Genomic DNA, 20,409 nt, shown 5'->3' on the forward strand with positions numbered 1-20,409 from the left:
ATTTAAAAAGATTGTAACGGACAGCCTGACCTGAGGCGCTGGGAATGTGGCTGTGGAAGGGCGCGCCAAAATTTCAATTTTTTAAAAAATAAAAATCCGCTCTAAAAATTTAGAACGGATTGGGTATGTTTACTCAAAAAAAATTAACAAAATTCTTCGTAAGCTGCTTGTAAATTGGCAGCTATGGCACCAGCAGGATTTCCTTCGATGTGGTGTCTCTCTAGCATGTGCACCAATTCTCCGTCTTTGAAAAGTGCTACACAAGGTGAGCTAGGAGGAAATGGAGCGAAGTGTTTTCTAGCTTCTGCCACAGCTTCGGTGTCGAAACCTGCAAAAACAGTGGTTAAATGGTCTGGTTTTTTGTCACCAGTTAATGAATAAATTACGCCAGGTCTAGCTGCTCCTGCAGCACAACCGCAAACAGAATTTACCATAACTAGGGTAGTTCCTGATTGTTTAAGCGCTTCGTTTACTTGTTCAGGTGTGGTAAGGTCTTGGAAACCTTTATCTGTAAGTTCTGCCTTCATGGGCATTACTAATTCTGCTGGATACATAATATAATATTTAGTTTAAAGTTGATGAATTATTCGTCTGCAAATTTACTATTAAAATTTTAAAATTTCTATCTAAATATTTTATCAAAAGTATGCCAAAAATCTATTAAGACATTTTGACTCTTTTTAAAAAAAATTGCCAAAGATGTCTTTGGCAATTTTTGGGTAATTGTACTGAAAATTTAATTAAGATAATAATTTTTTTACCATTTCAGAGATTGATTTTCCGTCTGATTTTCCGGCTAAAGCTTTGGAAGCAGTTCCCATTACTTTTCCTAAATCTTTGATGGATTCTGCCCCTGTTTCTGCAATTATTTTTTTGATTTCGGCTTCTAATTCTTCTGCGGAAAGTTGGGCAGGTAAAAACTGCTCTATCACTTTCATTTGCGCAGCTTCTACTTCTGCCAAATCTGTTCTGTTTTGTGCAACAAATTGTTCGTAAGAATCTTTGCGCTGTTTAATCATTCTTTGCAAAATGGCAATTTCTTGTTCAGCAGAAACATCGGCTCCTTTGGCTTCAGTTTTTAGCAAAAGAATTTGAGATTTTACTGCTCTCAGAGAGTCTAGAGCCACTTTGTCTTTTTCTCTCATGGCGGTTTTAATCGCTTCGTTTATGGTAAGTTCTAATGACATTTTATTATGTTTAGGCTTTTAAGATTTAGTTGATAGCAATGATTAATCTACATCTTTGTTCAAAAATTTATTTTCTCTAAGGCTCACTGTCCCGTTGTTTTCAGAAAGAAAGCTAGAAATTTGCTGTTGAGAAGGGTTTTCTTGACCTATATTGATATTCTTTCTTTTGAATGCAGGAATGGTTTCGAACTCATTTTCGTTTTCTAAAACTTGGTAACGTGAGTTGAATTCTTTTAGCTTATTTCTTCTTTCCTGAACTTTATCTTGGGCAACATTTTTTTCAATAAATTTGAATTCTTCCTTTGCATAAGATTGAGGAGTTTCTGTTGGTTTTACTTCTTCCGTTACAGATTTGAAACTTGGTTTTATTTCATCTGCATCTTTGGTGAACGAAAAAGTAAATTCTACAGGTCTGTCTTGAACGAAAGTTTTAGTTTCTGTAACTTCAGGTGCTTTTTCCTCTACCTGAAACTTAATCTCTTCCTTTTTTTCTTCTACAAAAAAGCTAATTTCTTCTGATTTTGGTGTAATTTTCTTTTCTTCTGTTTCAAAAGTGAAAGACTGTGTTTCTATCACTTCTTCGTCATCAAAGTTGAAAAGTTCTAACACCCCAGATTCTTTTTCTTCTACTTCAAAGGTTTCTGTAAAACTTTCGATAATAGGATTTTCATCTTCGAAGAATTTTATTTCTTCTACCTTTTCTTGAACTGCAACTTCTTCTGAATCAAAACTTTGAAAAAATTGGTTGGTAGGGAAGTCTGGTTTTACTTGATCATTTTGGTCATCAAGAAGAAAAACGTTTTTACTTTCTCTTATTGAAGCATTTTCTTGTGGTTCATTTACAGCACTGCTTTTCCCAAATGGAGATTCTCTTCTAGGTCTATCTGTTGGTGTGTCTTCTAAAGAATACTTAATTTTTTCTGTAGGACCAGAGTACTTTTGATCTTCTGCAGAAAAACCTGTAGCGATTACTAAAACGCTGATGGCATCTCCCAATTCTGGGTCTGTTCCTACCCCAAAAATAATATCTGCAGTGTTGCCCGCTTCACGCTGAATGTGGTCATTGATGGTGCCAATTTCGTCCATGGTAGCTTCTTCGTTTCCACTTCTGATGAGGAGTAGAACGTTTTTAGCACCTGTGATTTTATTGTCATTCAATAACGGAGAGTCTAGAGCTTTTTTCACCGCTTCTTCTGCTTTGTTTTCACCAGAAGCAGTACCCGTTGACATTAATGCGGTTCCTGAATTTTGTAATACAGAACGCGCATCACGGAAGTCTATATTTACATCAAAATATCCCGTGATAACTTCAGCCATCCCTTTAGCAGCATTGGCAAGAACTTCATCTGCTTTAGCAAATCCAGATTTGAAACCTAAGTTTCCGAATTGCTGACGAAGTTTATCGTTATTAATTACAATCAAAGAATCTACATTGTTTCGAAGTTTTTCAAGGCCTAATTCTGCTTGTTCTAGTCTTCTTTTGCCTTCAAAACTGAATGGTACGGTTACAATACCAATGGTTAAAATGCCCATTTCTTTAGCAATTTTTGCGATAACAGGAGCAGCACCAGTACCCGTACCACCGCCCATACCTGCGGTAATGAAAACCATTTTGGTACTATGTGATAAGACTGCTTTTATTTCGTCTATGCTTTCTAGAGCAGATTTTTCGCCCACTTCTGGGTCAGCGCCAGCGCCAAGTCCTTCTGTAATGGTAGCACCTAGCTGAACCTTGGTAGAAATAGGATTGTTATCTAGAGTTTGTGCATCTGTATTACAAATGATAAAATCTACGCCATTTATTCCTTTCTCGTACATGTGTTTCAGTGCATTGTTACCACCGCCACCTACTCCGATAACTTTGATGATAGATGAAGTTCCCTTTGGTAAGTCAAATGAAAATCCTGTATTAAATGTGTTTTCCATATTTCTTGATGTAAATATTATTAAACTATTGTGGTTATGTTTTATTCTACTTCTTCGAAGAATTTTTTTACTTTTTCTAAAATGGTTTGTCCGAACGTCAGTTTGCTACCTTTCTTTTTTTCTGGCTGAAGTTTTGGCTCTTCTGTTGGCTGAGGTATCGTTTGTTCGATAATGGTTTCTGCCGTTTTTGGAGTTTCTTGTACAGGCTCTGGAGTAGGTGTTTCTTCTACATAATACTCTTCAGATTGTTTTTTATCTCTTATCTTCAAACTTTCCATTAATAAACCAATAGAAGTTGCAAATTCTGGAGATTTAAGATATTGGTTTTTATCATTGGCAATGTATTCATTAGCAAAACCAATTCTAGCATCAAAACCTGTAATATAATTGGCGAGTTGACGAAGATTTTTAAGATTAGAACCACCACCAGTGAGAACAATACCAGCGATGAGTTTTCTCTTTTGTTCGTAAGCTCCGTAAGCTTTTAGTTCTGTATTTACCATTTCTAGAATTTCTTCTACTCTTGCATTGATAATACTTGCCAAAGATTTCAGCGAAATTTCTTTGTCTGGTCTTCCGTGTAATCCCGGGATGGTAACATACGTAGAGTCTTTTTCTAAATCTGGAACCGCAGACCCGAATTTTACCTTCAATTGTTCTGCGTGTTTTTCTATGATAGAACAGCCTTCCTTGATGTCGTCTGTAATTATACCGCCACCATAAGGAATAACACAGGTATGACGAATAATATTGTCTTTGAAAATAGCAATATCTGTAGTACCACCACCTATATCTACAATGGCAACACCAGCTTCTTTTTCTTCTTTGGTAAGAACAGCTTCAGAAGAGGCGAGAGGTTCTAGTGTAAGCGCTTCCATTTCTAGACCCGCTTCTTTTACACATCTTGCAATATTTCTAATGCTTCCCATTTGCCCAACTACCACGTGGAAATTAGCTTCCAAACGCTTGCCGTGCATCCCGATTGGTTCTTGTATTTCGCCTTCAGAATCTACTTTGTATTCTTGCGGAAGAACGTGGATAATTTCTTCGCCAGGAAGCATAACTAATTTTTTCACTTGATCTTTCAGCGCTTCTATATCATCTTCGGTGATATAAGCTTCAGGATTTTCTCTCATGATATAATCAGAATGCTGTAAACTACGGATGTGTTTGCCTGCAATCCCGACGGTTACTTTTTTAATGGGTACGCCAGCAGATTTTTCCGCTTCTGAAATGGCAGCTGTAATAGAGCTAATGGTTTGAGAAATATTATTGACAATGCCTTTGTGCACTCCCAAACTTTTACTTTTCCCAACACCCAATACTTCTATTTTGCCATGCGAATTTTTTCTACCAACAATGGCTACTATTTTGGTAGTTCCTATATCTAGTCCTACTGAATAATCTTGTGTTTCCATATATTGCTGTTCTCTTTTTTTACTGTTTTTTTTCTTCTTTTTGTGCTGACTTTTTTTCTTTCTCTTTTTCTAAAGGTTTTTCTACAATTTCTTGAGGTTTATCTATGAATAGAGAATCTTCCTCAGGTTTGTAACCATCATTGAGTGTAGTTACAATTTGGTTGTCATATTTCACAGAAATTTTAGAATATTTCTCTGGATTTTGATTCACCAAAAATTTTTCTACAAAAGTCTTAAACCCTTTAATTTTAAATTCTATATTATTTAAATCTCCCAATTCTACTTTGTAAAGTCCTTCATTGGTAATGAGATTAAAATTGCCATTTTCTTTAGTAATTCCTGCAAAATAATTCTTGCAGAAACTGTCTTTGTCTATTTTGTCTATTAATTCTACTAGCTTTAGATATTCTTTTTTCTTCACATCACCCGAAACCAACATACACGGGTGCGAATAATTTTTAGAAATAGGGAACTCTACTCCTTTTTTATCTACATAAAATCCTTTACCACCATTATTTAACCTAAATGCAGGAACTCTCTGTAGAATGTCTAAATGCAGTTTTCCGTCTAAGCTCAGATAAACATTGGCACTATCTACAGCGGGCAGTTCATTAAGTTTTTTTTCTAAACTTGGGATGTCTATATCACCTACTTTTTTGGTAGTGTTGTATCTCTCTACAATGGTTTTGATGTCTTTCTCATCTACAAAATAAACGGGAGATTTATCCGACATTTTCACAGAAATATCATCCAAAGGTTTTTCGTTGAACCTCTTCAAAGAGAAGCTCAATAGAAATCCGAAGATGACTACCGTTACTAATATTTTAAGAATTCTCCACTTGTTTTTCATAATTGTGCTCCGAGTTTCGTGTCGCGAGTTCCGAGTTTTTATATATTATTTATCTCCTAGCCAGTTCATAATTGGGTCATATAAAGTGTCTATGTTTCCTGCACCTACCGTTAATAAAATATCAAAATCTTTTTCTTTAATTTTTTCAAAAGCTTGGCTTAAACTACAAACTTCCTTTTTTTCTATTTTTACTTTTTCTAATAACCAATCAGAAGTGATTCCTTCGAAATCTTTCTGCAATTCTCTCGCAGGATAAATGTCTAAAAGCAATAATTCATCTGCTGCGTCTAAACTTTCTGCAAAACCTTCTGCAAAATCTCTGGTTCTGCTGAATAAATGTGGCTGAAACACCACCAAAAGTCTTTTACCAGGATTAAATGTTCTGATAGAACCAATCACTGCATTTAATTCGGTAGGATGGTGCGCATAATCATCTACATAGATTTTCCCATTGGCGAAACTATGTTTCGTATATCTTCTTTTAATTCCTTTGAAGGTTGAAATCCCATTTCTAATGGTTTCAAAATCAGCGCCTAAGCTGTGTAAAACAGCAATGGCGGCTGTAGCGTTTTCTACATTATGAATTCCTGGGATTTCCCAAGAAAATTCTTCTATTTTTCCGTCATAATTAAAATCAAAAAACATTTTTTCTCCTTCTATTCTTAAGTTGTCAGAATAGAAATCTGCCTCTTCGTTTACCGCATATGTTTTACAAGGTCTGCCAATTTTCACCCCTTTTCTCACAAAAAGTTGGTCATTTTCTGGCACTAAATCTGCAAAATCTCTGAAGCCTTGTTCTATGGTTTCGGTGTCTCCATAAATATCAAGATGATCAGCATCTATAGAAGTTACAATCGCCCAATCTGGTGAAAGATTGAGGAAGCTTCTATCATATTCATCAGCTTCTAGCACAGAAATCTCGGTGCCGTTGTAGATGAAATTTGATTTATAATTTTCTGCAATACCGCCCAAAAACCCTGAAAAAGGAAGATTAGCAACTTTGCAAAGATGGGCAACCAAACTAGAGGTAGTGGTTTTTCCGTGCGTTCCTGCTACTGAGATACATTCTGTATTTTCGGTAATTAATCCTAAAACTTTGGCACGTTTTAAAACTTCAAAACCATTTTGATTGAAATAATCTAAAATTCCTAAAACTTTAATTGCAGGAGTGTAAATGACTAAAGTATTTTCATTGTTTAGTTCATTAATTTTTTCATTAACAACATCTTCAAAACTGATAGAAATTCCTTCTTTTTGAAGTTCTGTCGTCAATTTGGTTTCTGTTTTATCATAACCCAAAACATTCTTACCAGCAGCGTGGAAATACCTTGCCAAAGCAGACATCCCGATGCCACCGATACCTACGAAGTAGAAATTGTTGTATGTGTTTAGGTTTTGCATTTTTTTTAAATTTTATCTATTAATTAATATTAATCTTACAATAAACCAAAATATAACTCCAATGATAGAGCATATAAATACGTTTTTTCCGCTTTTTCTGTCTTCTGTTCCAAAACCATAAATGGTTTCTCCATTTGGAAGCGTCTTTTTATAATTCATTAAATAAAGACCAATAAAAATTCCAATTAGTCCTCCTAAAACTGAAAATAAATAACCAATGTAGATTAACCATTTAGGACTAGCTTCTTCGGTTTTCAAATCATCAATTCTTCTCTTATTTATTGCTTTTATAAGGTCAAGGTTAACTTCTTTTCCCCTTTCTTTTAATATTTTTTGAGCGAGCAAATAGTCAAACTTGTTCCATTCTTCACTCTTTAATACAATTTCAATTAATTCTTCATCAGAAAATTCAAAAAGATAATAGTCTTTATTTACATTATCTAAACTTTTGGAAATTAAATCTTCTTCTAATTCTTCAACTTTTTTAAAATTTGCTCTTTCAATTTTTAAGGCAAATTGTTTGGTGTTGTCGTCATTTCCAAAAGTAGAATCTAACCTTGATGAATTGTCACTTAAAATAAAATCAATCCTATGCTCTTTCAATATTTCTATTAAATCCAAAGCATCATCTTTAAAAATGAATTTTCTATATGTAGCAAAATTATCCTCCATTTAAAGACCAGATTATTTTAATTCTTTAATTATTTCATTTACAATGTCTTCCGAAGCTTTTGGTTTGGCAAAAAACTTCAAATTCTGTGACATTTCTTTTCTTACTGTTTCATTTTCACAAATTTCAGAAAGCGTGTTCCAAAATTTTTCTTTCATTTCGGTGTCTTTCACCATTCTAGCTGCATTTTTTTCAACCAAAGTCATTGCATTTTTGGTCTGGTGGTCTTCTGCTGCAAACGGAAAAGGAACTAATAAAACTGGCTTTTTCGCCACAGCCAATTCCGAAATCGCAATGGCTCCAGCTCTAGAAACAATTACATCTGCTGCAGAATAAGCTGTTGCCATATCAGAAATGAATTCCTTGATTTGGATGGAAGCTGGATGTTGGATGCTGGATGAAATTTCAGCAAAATCTAATTTTCCTGTTTGCCAAATCAGTTGATATCCTTTTTCTTTTAGTTTTTCTAAGTTTTCTTTCCAGCCGTTGTTCAGCGTTCTAGAACCTAACGAACCGCCTACCGAAAGTATCGTTAATTTATCTTTTTCTAAACCTAATTTTTCTTTTGCTAAGCCACTGTCAATTAAATCAGTAATCAAATTTTCACGAATAGGATTTCCTAAAAAATGAACTTTTGAATTCGGGAAAAATTTTTCCATTTCTGGATAGGCAGTGAAAACAGCTCTTGCTTTCTTTCCGTTGAAAATATTGGTTTTGCCTGGCAATGAATTCTGCTCTTGAATAAAAGTAGGAATTCCCATTTTTGCAGCAATAAATAAAGCTGGTCCACTTGCAAAACCACCAGTTCCTACAGCGAAATCTGGTTTAAATTCTTTAATTGCTTTTTTAGCTTTAATTAAACTTGAAATCAATTTGAATGGCAAACCGATGTTTTTCAGTAAATTACCTCTGTCAAATCCCGCAATGTTCAATCCTATGATTTTGAATCCTGCTTGCGGCACTTTTTCCATCTCCATTTTTCCATTAGCACCAATGAACAAAAATTCTGCATCAGGGAAACGTTTTTTAATTTCCTGTGCAATGGCAACCGCTGGGAAGATGTGACCACCTGTTCCACCGCCGCTCATTAATACGCGAATTGCTTTTGGCTTTTGGCTACTTGTTTTTTGTTCTAAATTGTTTGACATTTTTATTTTTTTATGATTAATGAATGATAAGTGATGCTTGGTTTTATAGTTGCTTTTTTATCATTCATCAATTATTATTCATCATTTATATTTACGCTATATCATTTATTTCTTCAATATTTTGTTTTTTGCCCATTCCTTCTTCATCAAAAACTTGAATTCTAGAGCTTACATTTAAGATGATTCCTAACTGCAAATAGGTAACTAACATAGAGGTTCCTCCATAACTTATCAGCGGTAATGGCTGTCCTGTTACAGGAATTAGATTAACCGCAACTGCAATATTAACCGCCAATTGTATAAAAATCATAATTCCTAAACTTAGCACCAGTAAACTCCCAAAAAATGCAGGCATTTTGCTGGCTATCATTACAATCCTGATCATCATTATAAGATATAAGGTGATGAGGAAAAATGCCCCAATAAAACCATATTCTTCTACTATGATGGCAAAAATAAAATCCGATGCAGACTGTGGAAGCATTTGTTTCAATGCAGATTTCCCAGGTCCTTGTCCGGTAATTCCACCATGAACGATGGCAGCTTTTGCTTGGTTGACCTGATAGTTTTTGGCTTTTACACTTTCGTCCTCTATTTCTGAGGTTTTCTTAGAATTGGTAAAGGTTTCTATTCGGCTCATCCAAGTGTGTACACGTGAGCTACCGATTAAGTCTGTTTTAAGGGCTAAAAACAAAAATATTCCTATAAAAACAGTAGAAATCCCTAAAAATCCCAAAATATATTTTAAAGACAATTGCCCGATTACCATTACGATTAAAGAAACCATCAAAATCATTAAAGCAGTAGAACCGTTATCTTTTGCAACCAATCCAAACACCAATAAAACCGGTCCGAAAATGTAAAAAATGTTTTCTATAGGTAGTCTTTCTCTAGTAATTCTCTTGGTTAGATATCTACATAAGTAAATAATCAACATTAAATAAGCAAAACTAGAAGGCTGAAATGAAATAGGCGTGCCTGGGATTTTCAACCATCGCGAAGCAGAAGCTCCGTCTATTTTCTGGCCTGCAAACATGGTGATTACCAGTAGAATAACCATAATCCCAAGAAGGATGCTGCTCAGTTTACCGATGTGTTCGTATTTGAAAGCTCCCGCAATAAATCTCATAATTCCTAGACCAAGAAATACAAAAATCATATGCTTCACAACGTGACCAGTAGTGGTACCATTGTGAACAATGTATTCTAGATTAGAACTAGCCGAATACACGGGAAATACAGAGAATAAGGAGATTAAAATAATCACCATCCAAAGTACTTTGTCGCCTTTTAGCAGTTCAAATTTGCTTTCTTGTTCTTCCATTCTTTTACTATTTGCCTTCGGCTTTTAGCTTTTTAAAACTTCTTCTTTAAATAATTTTCCTCTATGCTCGTAATTATCAAATAAATCAAAACTTGCACAGCAAGGAGAAAGTAGCACAGCATCTCCTTTTTCAGCGATAGATTTAGCTGCTTTTACTGCATCTTCTACACTAGCAGTATCTATGATAACTTCTTTTTTGTCTTTGAAAAAATTGATGATTTTAGAATTGTCTAGTCCCATACAAATGATGGCTTTTACTTTCTTTTTTACCAATTCTTCTATTTCGGTATAGTCATTTCCCTTGTCTTTTCCGCCTACAATCCAGACTGTTGGTTGCTTCATACTTTCTAATGCGTAGTAAGTAGCGTTTACGTTGGTTGCTTTGCTGTCGTTAATGTATTTTACACCGTTTATTTCTGCAAAATTCTCTAATCTGTGCTCCACTGCTTGAAAAGTCATTAACGAATGTCTAATGCTTTCATTGCTGATATTCAATAATTTACCAGCGATGGAAGCGGCTAAGCTGTTGGCTACATTGTGAGTTCCCATGATAGAAAGTTCATCTATTCTCATAGAAAACTCGTCTTGTAGTTTTACATATAATTTTTCTCCTTCGGTATAACCTCCTTCATTTAGTTTTTCTTTCATTGAGAAAGGAATTTGCTTCACTCTCAAATCCAATTTTTGAAGCAATTTCTGACTCATTTCATCATCTTTATTATAAATGAAATAATTGTCGTTTTCTTGGTTCTCGGCTATTCTGAATTTTGCTAAAGCATATTCTTCATAGTTGTAATTGTATTGGTCTAAATGATCTGGACTCAAATTCAATAATAATGAAATATAAGGTCTAAAATTCTGAATATCATCTAATTGAAAACTACTTACTTCCAAAACATAATAGTCATAATTTTCTTTGGCAACTTGTAATGCAAAGCTTTTACCTATGTTTCCTCCCAAACCTACATTCATATTATCATTTTTCAAAATATGATAAATAAGCGAAGTAGTGGTGGTTTTTCCGTTACTTCCGGTAATAGCAATAATCTTAGCATCGGTAAATTCTGCCCCAAATTCAATCTCAGAAGAAAGTCTGATTCCTTTAGCTTTAATTTTTTGCACCAATTCTGCTTTTTTAGGAATACCTGGAGATTTAATTACCCAATCTGCTGCCAGAATTCTTTCCTCATCGTGGTTTTTCTCCTCAAATTCAATAGTGTTTTCCTCTAAAATCTTTTTGTAATTCTCCTTAATTTCTCCCATATCTGAAAGAAAAACATCTAGACCTTTGGTTTTAGCTAAAATAGCAGCTCCCACACCGCTTTCGCCACCACCTAGAATTACAACTTTTAAATTTTCTTTGCTCATATTTGTTTTTGTTTGAAATGGTTTGATGTAGTTTGATGTTATCTTTTCAAATTTCATCTTCCAAACATTTTAGTTTTTTTGTTATCTTATCTTTAGCGTAATTAAACAGATAATGGCAAGCATTACCCCAAGAATAATCATTCTGTTTACAATTTTACTCTCGTGGAAACCATCTAATTGGTAATGATGGTGCAGTGGAGACATCTTAAACAATCTGTTATTCTGAGCGTATTCTATGCCATATTTTCTTTTTCTATATTTAAAAACTGCTACCTGAAGCATTACGGATAAATTTTCGATGAGGAAAATGCCACAAAGTACAGGGATTAGTAATTCTTTTCTTAGGATAATTGCCAAAACTGCTATTACTCCGCCCAACATTAAGCTACCTGTATCTCCCATAAAAACTTGTGCAGGATAAGTATTGTACCAAAAGAAACCGATAGTTGCCCCAATAAGTGCAACGGTAAAAATGGTGGTTTCTCCCATATTGGGTAAGAACATAATATTCAGATAATCTGCGAAAATAATGTTCCCAGAGAGATAGGCAAATAAAGCTAAGGTTCCTAGAATAATCACACTGGTTCCGGAAGCTAGCCCATCTATTCCGTCTGTAATATTGGCACCGTTTGAAACGGCGGTTACTATAAAAATCACCAATGGAATAAATACAAACCAAGCCCATTCATTTTGTTGTTCTTCATCCATCCAAAATAGAATTTTGCTATAATCAAATTCATTATTTTTCATGAAAGGAACCGTAGAAATAGTTTCTTTTTGAGGAGGAGCAAAGTTTTGAGCTACATTATTTCTATTGACTACTTGTGCATCTGCATATTTTCTTTTGATGGTAATATCAGGATGAAAATACATAGTTACCCCTACAATTAGCCCTAAACCAACCTGACCAATTATTTTAAATACTCCACTTAGGCCATCTTTATTTTTCTTAATTTTTTTAAGATAATCATCAATAAACCCAATTCCACCCATCCAAATCATAGAGACCAATAACAAAACTATGTATACATTGGTGATTCTCGTAAACAATAAAACAGGGATTATTGTAGCAACAATAATAATGAAACCACCCATGGTAGGAGTTCCTTCTTTTTGTTTTTGTCCTTCTAGTCCAAGGTCTCTTACCAATTCGCCCATTTGCTTATTTCTAAGAAAATTGATGATTTTCTTACCATAAACAAGTGCGATAAGCAAAGATAATAACACGGCCATTGCAGCACGAAATGAGATGTATTTCAGTAAATGCAATCCCGGAATGTCTATTCCGTGGTTGGTAAGGTATTGGTATAGGTAGTATAGCATAATTTTATCATTTTAGATTTTAGATTTCGGATTTTAAATGTTAAAAAACAATAAAAATCTTAATCAAAAATTATTTGCTCATCAATTTATATAATTCTATAATCGTTTCTTTGTCATCAAAATGGTGTTTTACGCCATTAATTTCTTGATACGTTTCGTGGCCTTTTCCAGCAACGAGAACAATGTCTTTGGGTTCGGCGAATTTTATCGCCATTTTTATCGCTTCTTTTCTATCAGGAATTACCGTGAATTTGCTGAAATTCTGCGGTTCTACTCCTGCTTCAATCTCTTTAATAATTTCCGTAGGATTTTCCGTTCTGGGATTATCTGTAGTTATGATGGACAACGTAGATTTTCTAGTTGCAATTTTACCCATTTCTGGTCTCTTGTCGTGGTCTCTGTCTCCTCCACAACCGAAAACGGTAATTAATCTTTCATTTTTTGTACGGATTTCGTTGATGGAATCCAAAACATTTTCCAAAGCATCTGGAGTGTGAGCGTAATCTACCACGAAGAAAATCCCGCCATCAGATTTCAAAGTTTCAAATCTTCCATTTACTCTTTTTAAGGTAGAAATTGATTGTAAAACCTCTTCTTCATTAAAACCTAATTCTACTGCGATGGCAAAAGCCAACAACAAATTATAAACATTGAATTTCCCTGTTAAAGTGGTCCAAAATTCTTTTCCATTAAAATTCAAAAGCATTCCGTTGAAGTCAACTTCCAAAACTTTGCCGTGATAATCTGCCAATGTTTTCAAAGCGTAAGTTTTTTTCTTTGCTTTGGTATTTTGAAGCATTACATTACCGTTTTTGTCATCTACATTGGTGATGGCAACGGCTGTTTCTGGCAATTCGTCAAAAAATCTTTTTTTGGTTTTAAGATATTCTTCAAACGTTTTATGATAATCGAGATGGTCATGGGTAAGATTGGTAAAACCAGCCATCGCAAAATGCAACCCTTCAATTCTGTCTTGGTGAATTCCGTGTGAAGAAACTTCCATAAAAGCAAATTCACAACCTTTTTCTACTGCTTTTGCCAACATTTGATTCAAGCGAATAACATCTGGCGTAGTGTGGGTAGAAGGGATAACCTCGTCACCAATTCTATATTCTACGGTAGAAATTAATGCACTTTGATAGCCTAAATTTTTGAAAATATCAAAAAGTAGAGTCGAAGCTGTAGTTTTTCCATTAGTTCCTGTTACACCAATCAATTTCAAATTCTCTGAAGGATTTCCATAGAAGTTGGAAGCTAATTTTCCTAAAGTTTTAGAAGAATTTTTAACTTGAATGTAATTGATGTCTTCTGTTAAATTTTCTGGTAAAACTTCACAAACGATGGTTTTTGCACCTTTTTCAATCGCTGAATTAATATAAGAATGTCCATCTGAAACCGTTCCTTTGATGGCAATATACAGCGAACCTTCGGTAACTTTTCTGCTATCGAAAACGAGTTCTGAAACTTCTGAATCGAAATTGCCAAAAGTTTCTAAAACTGGGATTTTATGTAATAATTCTCGTAAAATCATTTTTATTTGAATATCAAATACAAAAAAGTTATGAATAAACCTATGAGTAAAAAGTAACTTTGAAAGATTCTTAAATTATTCATCGGATTATCTTCTTTTTTTTCTTTTTCCTTTTCTAATCTTAATTTTAAATAAACCAAACCCATCATTATTAATGGTGCTATTGGATAATATTTTTCCATATTAGTTTTGTAATTCTAAATATATTCTCTGGTTTTTATGAATTACACTACCTTCTTCGGGAAATTGGTTTCTAATTTTTCCTACGCCTTTGTAATCTACTCTGTATCCTTGGTTTTCTAATTGCGGAATAACATTTTTACCCATTAATCCTTTTAGATTGGGTAAAACACCGCTTTTCACCTCTACTTTTACATTAGGTTGCATCATTTTTCTAAGGTCTACTTTTTTATTCGCAAGCATCTCTTTTTCAATGTTTAAAGGTGTTTTTAGGAATACTTTTCCTGCTATTTCTTTAAAAATTGGCGCTGCCACTTTAGCTCCTGAATAACCAATGGATGTATTCGGTTGATTAATCATTACGTAACAAGTGTATTTAGGATTGTCTGCTGGGAAAAACCCTGCAAACGCAGCTTGGTATTTACCTGAACTTTTCCAATATTCAAATCTTGCAGTACCTGTTTTTCCTGCCAGTTTTATGTTAGGAGTATAAATACTTTTGGCGGTACCTTTTTCTACTGTTTTGGTGAGCATCTTGGTCATTAATTCTATGGCTTCAGTTGATGCCATTTTATCTACCAAAACTTCAGGTTCTGCTTGATATTCTATTTTTCCATCATTGACAATTTTTTCTATAAACAGAGGTTTTACCATTTTGCCTTTATTGGCAATCCCGTTGTAGAAAGTGGTGAGCTGCAAAATGCTGAATCTAGAAGAATAGCCGTATGCAAGTGAAGCTAATGCTCCTTTGCTCCATTTCTTATTTTCTGGAGTAACAATAGATGGTGCTGCAATACCCGGAAGTTCTATCTGCATTTTATCAAAAAGTTTCCATTTTTTAAAATGTTTTATAAAAACTTGTGGGTCGTTGCCATAATATTTGGTAATGAGTTTAGAAGCGCCCACGTTACTAGACTCTGCTAATACATCACTAATGTCATAAATCCCGTTTCCTTTAACATGAGAATCAGACATTGCTAAATCAAAATATCTCCATTTTCCGTTTCCTACATTTACAGTGGTGCTCTCATCTATAAAGCCGTCATCCATTGCCGCAAGAAGAGATACCGTTTTGAAAGTAGAACCAGGTTCAGTAGCATCTTTTAAAGAATAATTATAAGCGTCTACATATTTTACGTCATCATCTTGCCCTTCTTTTCTAAGATTCACCATTGCTCTTATCTTACCTGTTTCTGTTTCCATGACCAACACAGAACCGTGGTCTGCTTCGAAATGAATAAGTTGTTTTTCTAATGCAGAGTGAGCAATATCTTGAATTCTTAAATCAATGGTGGTGTAAACATCTTTACCATCTATAGGTTCTTTTACTTTCCAATAATCAATAGGCTTCCATTGAGATGAGTTCACTCTTTGCTCGTATCTAGTGCCATCAGTACCAGATAGATATTTGCTAAAAGCGCCTTCTAAACCAGACTTGCCTATCTCGTTGTCCATTCCTATAGTTCCAGAGCCAATTTGTGCGGTTGCCAATTCTCTCTTATAGTTTCTTTCAATAATTAAGCAACGGTTTTTCTTAAATTTCCCTGTTTTTTTGTCTTCTTTACTGAAGATGGGAAATTTTTTAATTCTATCATATTGGTCGAAATCTAGACCTCTGACCAAAGAAAAATATTGATTGTTTTTGTTTTTTTGTTCATCAAACATCTTTCTGTAATATGCTCTAGATTTTCCAAACATTTTGCTCAAAGAATCGGTCAAACTTCCAATTTTATTGGTATAGGTGGTGTCTTTGATGGTTTTGAAATCCACATAGATGTCATACCTCATTACAGTGGTGGCTAAGATAGAGCCATCTGCGGCAAAAAGATTGCCTCTGGCTGCTTTTAATTTGGCTTCTCTATAGTTGTTGCTGATGAAGTTTTTCTCAATGTCATCTACATTGTTATGCTGTAGGTAGAAAATTCTTCCTAAGAAAACTACAAATACGATGAAAGCTACCCCTGCAAAAAGGTAACCCCATTTCAACGCTTTAGCACGTTTAGAATCGTATTCATTATTTTTCGCTGTCATTTTCTATACTATCTAATTTTATTAAAAGTTTATGTGGATGATTTTCTAAAGAAACCAGAGAATCTCCCTCCATTTCTTTGCTGAGCTCAGACTCCATTTTTACTTTAATCAGCCTGCTTTGTGCATAAGCATTTCTAGATTTATATTCCTCAGCTTGTTCTTTTAATTGGTTCACTCTTTCTATTTTTTGACTCACCAAGTGGTTGCTGTATATCATCACCATCATCAGTGCAAAAATGAGCAAGAAGTATTTGTAGTGAACTTTAACTTCATCACGATTCAAGAAATTCCCTTTTACAATGTCTATAAAAGTGAGTTTCTTCTTGGGTTTATTATATGTTGCTCTTTTTGCCACTTTTTTATCAATCTTTTTAATTGAGAAATCACTTATCAATCATCACTTTTCACTTATACTTTAATTCCTACTCTCATTTTAGCACTTCTAGCACGAGAATTTTGCTCTACTTCTTCTACGGTTGGGATGATGGCCTTGCTTTTTAACAATTCAAAAGCTTTGGTGTAATTTCCATAAATGTCTCTTTGAGGCTCACCTTCGAACATTCCGTTTTTTAAAAAACGTTTTACCAATCGATCTTCTAAAGAGTGATAAGAAATAATGACCAAACGACCGTCCTTTTTCAAAACATTGAAAGATTGCTGAAGCATTTCTTTCAATACATCCAATTCCTGATTTACCTCTATTCTTATCGCCTGAAAAACCTGGGCAAAGAATTTGTTTTGTTTAAACTGAGGAATATAACTAAAGATTTTTTTAAGATCTTCTGTGGTATTTATTTTTTTATTTTTTCTGTAATGCACTATTTCTCTTGCTAACTTTCTGGCTTCTCTCAACTCTCCATAGTAATAAAAAAGGTCTGCCAATTGCTCTTCTTCATAATCATTAATCACTTTTTTGGCGTCTAAATTTTGCAAAACATTCATCCTCATGTCTAGCGGAGCGTCACTTCTGGTAGAAAAACCACGTTCTGCAGCATCAAACTGATGAGAAGAAACACCCAAATCTCCCAAAACACCGTCTACACTAGAAATCCCGTACATTAACAAAGAATTTTCTAAAAATCTAAAATTCTGATTGATGAGCGTAAATCTTTCATCATCGATTGTGTTATTTAGAGCGTCTAAGTCTTGGTCGAAGCTATATAATTTGCCTTTGTCTGAGAGTCTTTTTAAGATTTCTCTAGAGTGACCGCCTCCTCCGAAAGTTACATCTACGTAAATTCCGTCTGGATTGGTAATGAGAGCATCTATGCTTTCGTGTAATAAAACAGGATTGTGGTACATCTAGAGTTATAGGTTTAATGTTCAAAAAATTTTACAGAAGGTCATCAAAACTAATGTTTCCCATCACGTCCTCAGTAAGAGCCCCAAAATCTGCTTCATTGGTTGCAATTACTTTTTCGTAGGCATCTTTATCCCAAATTTCAAAAAGTTCGCCAGCACCAGAAATTACAATTTCTTTGTTGAGGTTAGCAAATAGTTTCAAGTCTTTTGGGATTAAAATTCTCTCAGAAGAGTCTAGCTCTACATTTTTTACCCCTGCGGTAAACATTCTGATGAAATCTGCATTTTTTTTAACAAATCGGTTAAGGCCATTTACTTTTTTCATCAGGTTCTCCCAAGGCTTCATAGGATAAACTTCTAAGCAATTCTGAAACACAGAACGCTTTACTATAAAGTTCTTATCGCCAGAACTTTGCAGTAATTTAACCAATGACGAAGGAAGCTTTAATCTGCCTTTGTCATCAATCTTGCACTCATATGTTTCGTAAAAGTTCATCATTTGGAGCAAATTTATATATTATTTTCTAAAATTTCCCACTTTTTCCCACTTTTATAGTTAATGTTGATAACTTTTTATGAATCATCCTAAATAGACTTAATAGATTGATAGTAAAATACTTAGTTTGATAATTGATTGGTCAACTCATTGGTTTTCAAAAAATAGAAGCTTTAAATAAAAAATGAAAAGATTAGCATTAAATAAACATTCAATTAATCTTAAATTTTGTATTTTTGCGAGATACACGTCATTTTATGATATTTAGTACAAAAAAAGAAAAAAAATACACCTATTTAGAAAGCGGAGAAGGGCATCCTTTAGTTCTGTTACATGGTTTGATGGGAGGCTTAAGTAATTTTGAAAAAACCATTTCTTATTTTTCAAGCAGAGGATTTAGAGTGTTTGTTCCGCAACTTCCTATCTATGATTTACCTATCCTAAATACTAACCTGAATAGTATTGCAAAATTTGTAGCCAGATTTATTGAAGATAAAATTGGTGAAAAAGTAACATTGGTAGGTAATTCTATGGGAGGGCATATAGGTCTTATTCTTACACTAGCACATCCAGAATTGGTGCATTCTCTTGTGCTAACTGGTAGCTCTGGTTTGTACGAAAGAAGTTTTGGCGAAACTTTCCCAAGAAGAGGCGATAGAGATTATATTAAGAAAAAAACCGAAGAAGTTTTTTATAATCCCGAAGTAGCTACAGAAGAATTAATTGACGAAGTTTTCGGAGTGGTGAATGATAGAATGAAGGGAATAAAAACAGTATTATTGGCCAAAAGTGCAATTAAACACAATATGCTACACGATTTGCCGAAAATTAAACAACCAACTTGTATTATTTGGGGAAAACAAGATGGAGTAACGCCTCCAGATGTAGCAGAAGAAATGGATAAACAAATCCCTAACTCTGATTTGTTTTGGATAGACGAATGCGGGCATGCTGCGATGATGGAAAAGCCAGAAGAATTCAATGAAATTCTTTACCAGTGGTTGAAAGATAAGGTATAAAATTTTTAATTGAGATATTCTCGCAGATTTGGCAGATTTGGCAGGTTTTCTTAATCGGCTCTTCTGTTAAATATGCGAGATTTTTTATAAAGAAACAATATGCAAATTAAAACAGCAATTTTTGTAAAATCTAGCGGAAAATGGCAAGAATGCCCAGAGCCTGAAATCCCTGAATATGCATTTATTGGGAGAAGTAATGTAGGGAAATCTTCGCTCATTAATGCGATGATGAATCATAAAGATTTAGCAAAAACATCACAAACCCCTGGTAAAACGCAACTCATCAATCATTTTTTAGTCAATGAAAATTGGTATCTTACCGATTTACCAGGATACGGTTATGCCAAGGTTTCTAAAAGTCTAAGAAAAGATTTTGAAAAACTCATCACCAATTATATTCTCAATCGAAAAAACTTGGTCAATCTTTTTGTTTTAATTGACATAAGACATACTCCGCAAAAAATAGACCTAGAATTTATGGAATGGTGCGGTGAAAACGGCGTTCCTTTTTCTATTGTGTTCACCAAATTAGACAAATTAAAACCGGGTGCTGCGGATAGAAATGTAGAAATCTATAAAGCCAAACTGCTAGAAACGTGGGAAGAATTGCCAGATATTTACATCACCTCTGCTGAAAAAAAAGTAGGGGGTGAAGAAATTCTAAAATTTGTAGAAAAAACCAATGATTATTTGGTGAAAAATAAAGTGAAGTTTCAATAATGAAAGATATTGTTTGGAAAATTAAATCTTTTAAAGAGTTGTCTTCCCAAGAATTGTACGCCATTTTGAAGGTGAGACAAGAGGTTTTCATTGTAGAACAGACTTGTTTTTACCTTGATGCAGACAGTTATGACCAAAAAGCACTTCACCTTTGGGCGGAAAAAGAAGGCCAAATAGTAGCCTATTGTAGAATTTTCAATGAAGGAATAAAATATCCCGAAACCTCTATTGGCAGAGTGCTTACACATCCCAGCGCTAGAAATTTGAGTTTAGGAAAAACACTCATGAGTTTTGCTTTACAAGCGATAGAAACCCAATTTAAGACACGAAAATGCAGGATTTCTGCCCAAGATTATTTATTAAAATTTTATTCTAGTTTTGGTTTTACAGATACGGGCAAAAAATACTTAGAAGACGATATACCACATACAGAAATGGTGAGAAATTAAATTCTCACCATTTTTAGTTCTTTACTAGCGTTATGGTAAAAGAACCGAAGATATAATGATTGGTTT

At 34.2% G+C, this 20,409-nt stretch carries 19 protein-coding genes; 3 read left to right on the forward strand and 16 right to left on the reverse strand.

Annotated features, from left to right (window positions below; genetic code table 11):
- Window positions 1-143 precede the first annotated feature (143 nt).
- From IEW40_RS06620 to mraZ, 16 genes are all read right to left on the reverse strand, one after another.
- On the reverse strand, window positions 144-554 hold the full coding sequence (locus tag IEW40_RS06620) for a BrxA/BrxB family bacilliredoxin (protein ID WP_188617282.1): 411 nt from the start codon (window positions 552-554) through the stop codon (window positions 144-146).
- 186 nt (window positions 555-740) lie between these two features.
- Complete coding sequence (locus IEW40_RS06625; RefSeq protein WP_188617283.1) at window positions 741-1,187, reverse strand: GatB/YqeY domain-containing protein; 447 nt, start codon at window positions 1,185-1,187, stop codon at window positions 741-743.
- 42 nt (window positions 1,188-1,229) lie between these two features.
- Window positions 1,230-3,113, reverse strand: coding sequence for a cell division protein FtsZ (gene ftsZ, locus IEW40_RS06630; protein WP_188617284.1), 1,884 nt, complete (start codon window positions 3,111-3,113; stop codon window positions 1,230-1,232).
- Window positions 3,114-3,154: 41 nt separating this feature from the next.
- On the reverse strand, window positions 3,155-4,531 hold the full coding sequence (gene ftsA / locus IEW40_RS06635; RefSeq protein ID WP_188617285.1) for a cell division protein FtsA: 1,377 nt from the start codon (window positions 4,529-4,531) through the stop codon (window positions 3,155-3,157).
- 19 nt (window positions 4,532-4,550) lie between these two features.
- Window positions 4,551-5,381: a cell division protein FtsQ/DivIB gene (locus IEW40_RS06640; protein WP_229663393.1), complete on the reverse strand. Its 831-nt coding sequence runs from the start codon at window positions 5,379-5,381 to the stop codon at window positions 4,551-4,553.
- Window positions 5,382-5,426: 45 nt separating this feature from the next.
- Window positions 5,427-6,782 carry a UDP-N-acetylmuramate--L-alanine ligase gene (gene murC / locus IEW40_RS06645; protein ID WP_188617286.1) on the reverse strand — a complete coding sequence of 452 codons (1,356 nt, stop codon included), beginning with the start codon at window positions 6,780-6,782 and terminating at the stop codon, window positions 5,427-5,429.
- Between the two features lie 12 nt (window positions 6,783-6,794).
- Window positions 6,795-7,403: a hypothetical protein gene (locus tag IEW40_RS06650; protein ID WP_188617287.1), complete on the reverse strand. Its 609-nt coding sequence runs from the start codon at window positions 7,401-7,403 to the stop codon at window positions 6,795-6,797.
- A gap of 63 nt (window positions 7,404-7,466) precedes the next feature.
- Window positions 7,467-8,600 carry an undecaprenyldiphospho-muramoylpentapeptide beta-N-acetylglucosaminyltransferase gene (gene murG, locus IEW40_RS06655; RefSeq protein ID WP_188617288.1) on the reverse strand — a complete coding sequence of 378 codons (1,134 nt, stop codon included), beginning with the start codon at window positions 8,598-8,600 and terminating at the stop codon, window positions 7,467-7,469.
- Between the two features lie 91 nt (window positions 8,601-8,691).
- Window positions 8,692-9,924: an FtsW/RodA/SpoVE family cell cycle protein gene (locus IEW40_RS06660; RefSeq protein WP_188617289.1), complete on the reverse strand. Its 1,233-nt coding sequence runs from the start codon at window positions 9,922-9,924 to the stop codon at window positions 8,692-8,694.
- 24 nt (window positions 9,925-9,948) lie between these two features.
- The gene (murD, locus tag IEW40_RS06665) at window positions 9,949-11,292 is read right to left on the reverse strand and encodes a UDP-N-acetylmuramoyl-L-alanine--D-glutamate ligase (RefSeq protein ID WP_188617290.1); all 1,344 of its coding nucleotides are present in this window, start codon (window positions 11,290-11,292) and stop codon (window positions 9,949-9,951) included.
- A gap of 81 nt (window positions 11,293-11,373) precedes the next feature.
- A complete protein-coding gene (gene mraY / locus IEW40_RS06670; protein ID WP_188617291.1) occupies window positions 11,374-12,615 on the reverse strand; it encodes a phospho-N-acetylmuramoyl-pentapeptide-transferase in 1,242 nt (413 codons plus the stop codon).
- Between the two features lie 70 nt (window positions 12,616-12,685).
- On the reverse strand, window positions 12,686-14,146 hold the full coding sequence (locus IEW40_RS06675) for a UDP-N-acetylmuramoyl-L-alanyl-D-glutamate--2,6-diaminopimelate ligase (RefSeq protein WP_188617292.1): 1,461 nt from the start codon (window positions 14,144-14,146) through the stop codon (window positions 12,686-12,688).
- Window positions 14,147-14,329: 183 nt separating this feature from the next.
- Window positions 14,330-16,357 carry a penicillin-binding transpeptidase domain-containing protein gene (locus IEW40_RS06680; RefSeq protein ID WP_188617293.1) on the reverse strand — a complete coding sequence of 676 codons (2,028 nt, stop codon included), beginning with the start codon at window positions 16,355-16,357 and terminating at the stop codon, window positions 14,330-14,332.
- The gene (locus IEW40_RS06685; RefSeq protein ID WP_188617294.1) at window positions 16,341-16,712 is read right to left on the reverse strand and encodes an FtsL-like putative cell division protein; all 372 of its coding nucleotides are present in this window, start codon (window positions 16,710-16,712) and stop codon (window positions 16,341-16,343) included. The genes IEW40_RS06680 and IEW40_RS06685 overlap by 17 nt, the downstream gene beginning before the upstream one ends.
- A 53-nt stretch (window positions 16,713-16,765) precedes the next feature.
- The gene (rsmH, locus tag IEW40_RS06690; RefSeq protein WP_188617295.1) at window positions 16,766-17,659 is read right to left on the reverse strand and encodes a 16S rRNA (cytosine(1402)-N(4))-methyltransferase RsmH; all 894 of its coding nucleotides are present in this window, start codon (window positions 17,657-17,659) and stop codon (window positions 16,766-16,768) included.
- Between the two features lie 31 nt (window positions 17,660-17,690).
- Window positions 17,691-18,158: a division/cell wall cluster transcriptional repressor MraZ gene (gene mraZ, locus IEW40_RS06695; RefSeq protein WP_188617296.1), complete on the reverse strand. Its 468-nt coding sequence runs from the start codon at window positions 18,156-18,158 to the stop codon at window positions 17,691-17,693.
- A gap of 254 nt (window positions 18,159-18,412) precedes the next feature.
- Here mraZ and IEW40_RS06700 point away from each other — a divergent pair, with 254 nt between their 5' ends.
- The 3 genes from IEW40_RS06700 to IEW40_RS06710 all read left to right on the forward strand — a co-directional run bounded on the left by IEW40_RS06700 (window position 18,413) and on the right by IEW40_RS06710 (window position 20,343).
- Window positions 18,413-19,174: an alpha/beta fold hydrolase gene (locus IEW40_RS06700; protein WP_188617297.1), complete on the forward strand. Its 762-nt coding sequence runs from the start codon at window positions 18,413-18,415 to the stop codon at window positions 19,172-19,174.
- Window positions 19,175-19,273: 99 nt separating this feature from the next.
- A complete protein-coding gene (gene yihA, locus IEW40_RS06705) occupies window positions 19,274-19,894 on the forward strand; it encodes a ribosome biogenesis GTP-binding protein YihA/YsxC (protein WP_188617298.1) in 621 nt (206 codons plus the stop codon).
- On the forward strand, window positions 19,894-20,343 hold the full coding sequence (locus IEW40_RS06710; RefSeq protein ID WP_188617299.1) for a GNAT family N-acetyltransferase: 450 nt from the start codon (window positions 19,894-19,896) through the stop codon (window positions 20,341-20,343). The genes yihA and IEW40_RS06710 overlap by 1 nt, the downstream gene beginning before the upstream one ends.
- The last annotated feature ends 66 nt before the right edge of the window (window positions 20,344-20,409 follow it).

This window comes from Cloacibacterium rupense, assembly GCF_014645495.1.
GTDB classification, from domain to species: Bacteria; Bacteroidota; Bacteroidia; order Flavobacteriales; family Weeksellaceae; genus Cloacibacterium; species Cloacibacterium rupense.

Bases quoted from the DNA above. Each gene is read 5' to 3' on its own strand.
- IEW40_RS06640 (WP_229663393.1), bottom strand. From the start codon at position 5,381: ATGAAAAACAAGTGGAGAATTCTTAAAATATTAGTAACGGTAGTCATC.
- IEW40_RS06660 (WP_188617289.1), bottom strand. From the start codon at position 9,924: ATGGAAGAACAAGAAAGCAAATTTGAACTGCTAAAAGGCGACAAAGTA.
- mraZ (WP_188617296.1), bottom strand. From the start codon at position 18,158: ATGATGAACTTTTACGAAACATATGAGTGCAAGATTGATGACAAAGGC.
- murD (WP_188617290.1), bottom strand. From the start codon at position 11,292: ATGAGCAAAGAAAATTTAAAAGTTGTAATTCTAGGTGGTGGCGAAAGC.
- IEW40_RS06700 (WP_188617297.1), top strand. From the start codon at position 18,413: ATGATATTTAGTACAAAAAAAGAAAAAAAATACACCTATTTAGAAAGC.
- IEW40_RS06680 (WP_188617293.1), bottom strand. From the start codon at position 16,357: ATGACAGCGAAAAATAATGAATACGATTCTAAACGTGCTAAAGCGTTG.
- ftsZ (WP_188617284.1), bottom strand. From the start codon at position 3,113: ATGGAAAACACATTTAATACAGGATTTTCATTTGACTTACCAAAGGGA.
- murC (WP_188617286.1), bottom strand. From the start codon at position 6,782: ATGCAAAACCTAAACACATACAACAATTTCTACTTCGTAGGTATCGGT.
- yihA (WP_188617298.1), top strand. From the start codon at position 19,274: ATGCAAATTAAAACAGCAATTTTTGTAAAATCTAGCGGAAAATGGCAA.
- rsmH (WP_188617295.1), bottom strand. From the start codon at position 17,659: ATGTACCACAATCCTGTTTTATTACACGAAAGCATAGATGCTCTCATT.
- IEW40_RS06625 (WP_188617283.1), bottom strand. From the start codon at position 1,187: ATGTCATTAGAACTTACCATAAACGAAGCGATTAAAACCGCCATGAGA.
- IEW40_RS06710 (WP_188617299.1), top strand. From the start codon at position 19,894: ATGAAAGATATTGTTTGGAAAATTAAATCTTTTAAAGAGTTGTCTTCC.
- IEW40_RS06620 (WP_188617282.1), bottom strand. From the start codon at position 554: ATGTATCCAGCAGAATTAGTAATGCCCATGAAGGCAGAACTTACAGAT.
- ftsA (WP_188617285.1), bottom strand. From the start codon at position 4,531: ATGGAAACACAAGATTATTCAGTAGGACTAGATATAGGAACTACCAAA.
- IEW40_RS06675 (WP_188617292.1), bottom strand. From the start codon at position 14,146: ATGATTTTACGAGAATTATTACATAAAATCCCAGTTTTAGAAACTTTT.
- murG (WP_188617288.1), bottom strand. From the start codon at position 8,600: ATGTCAAACAATTTAGAACAAAAAACAAGTAGCCAAAAGCCAAAAGCA.
- mraY (WP_188617291.1), bottom strand. From the start codon at position 12,615: ATGCTATACTACCTATACCAATACCTTACCAACCACGGAATAGACATT.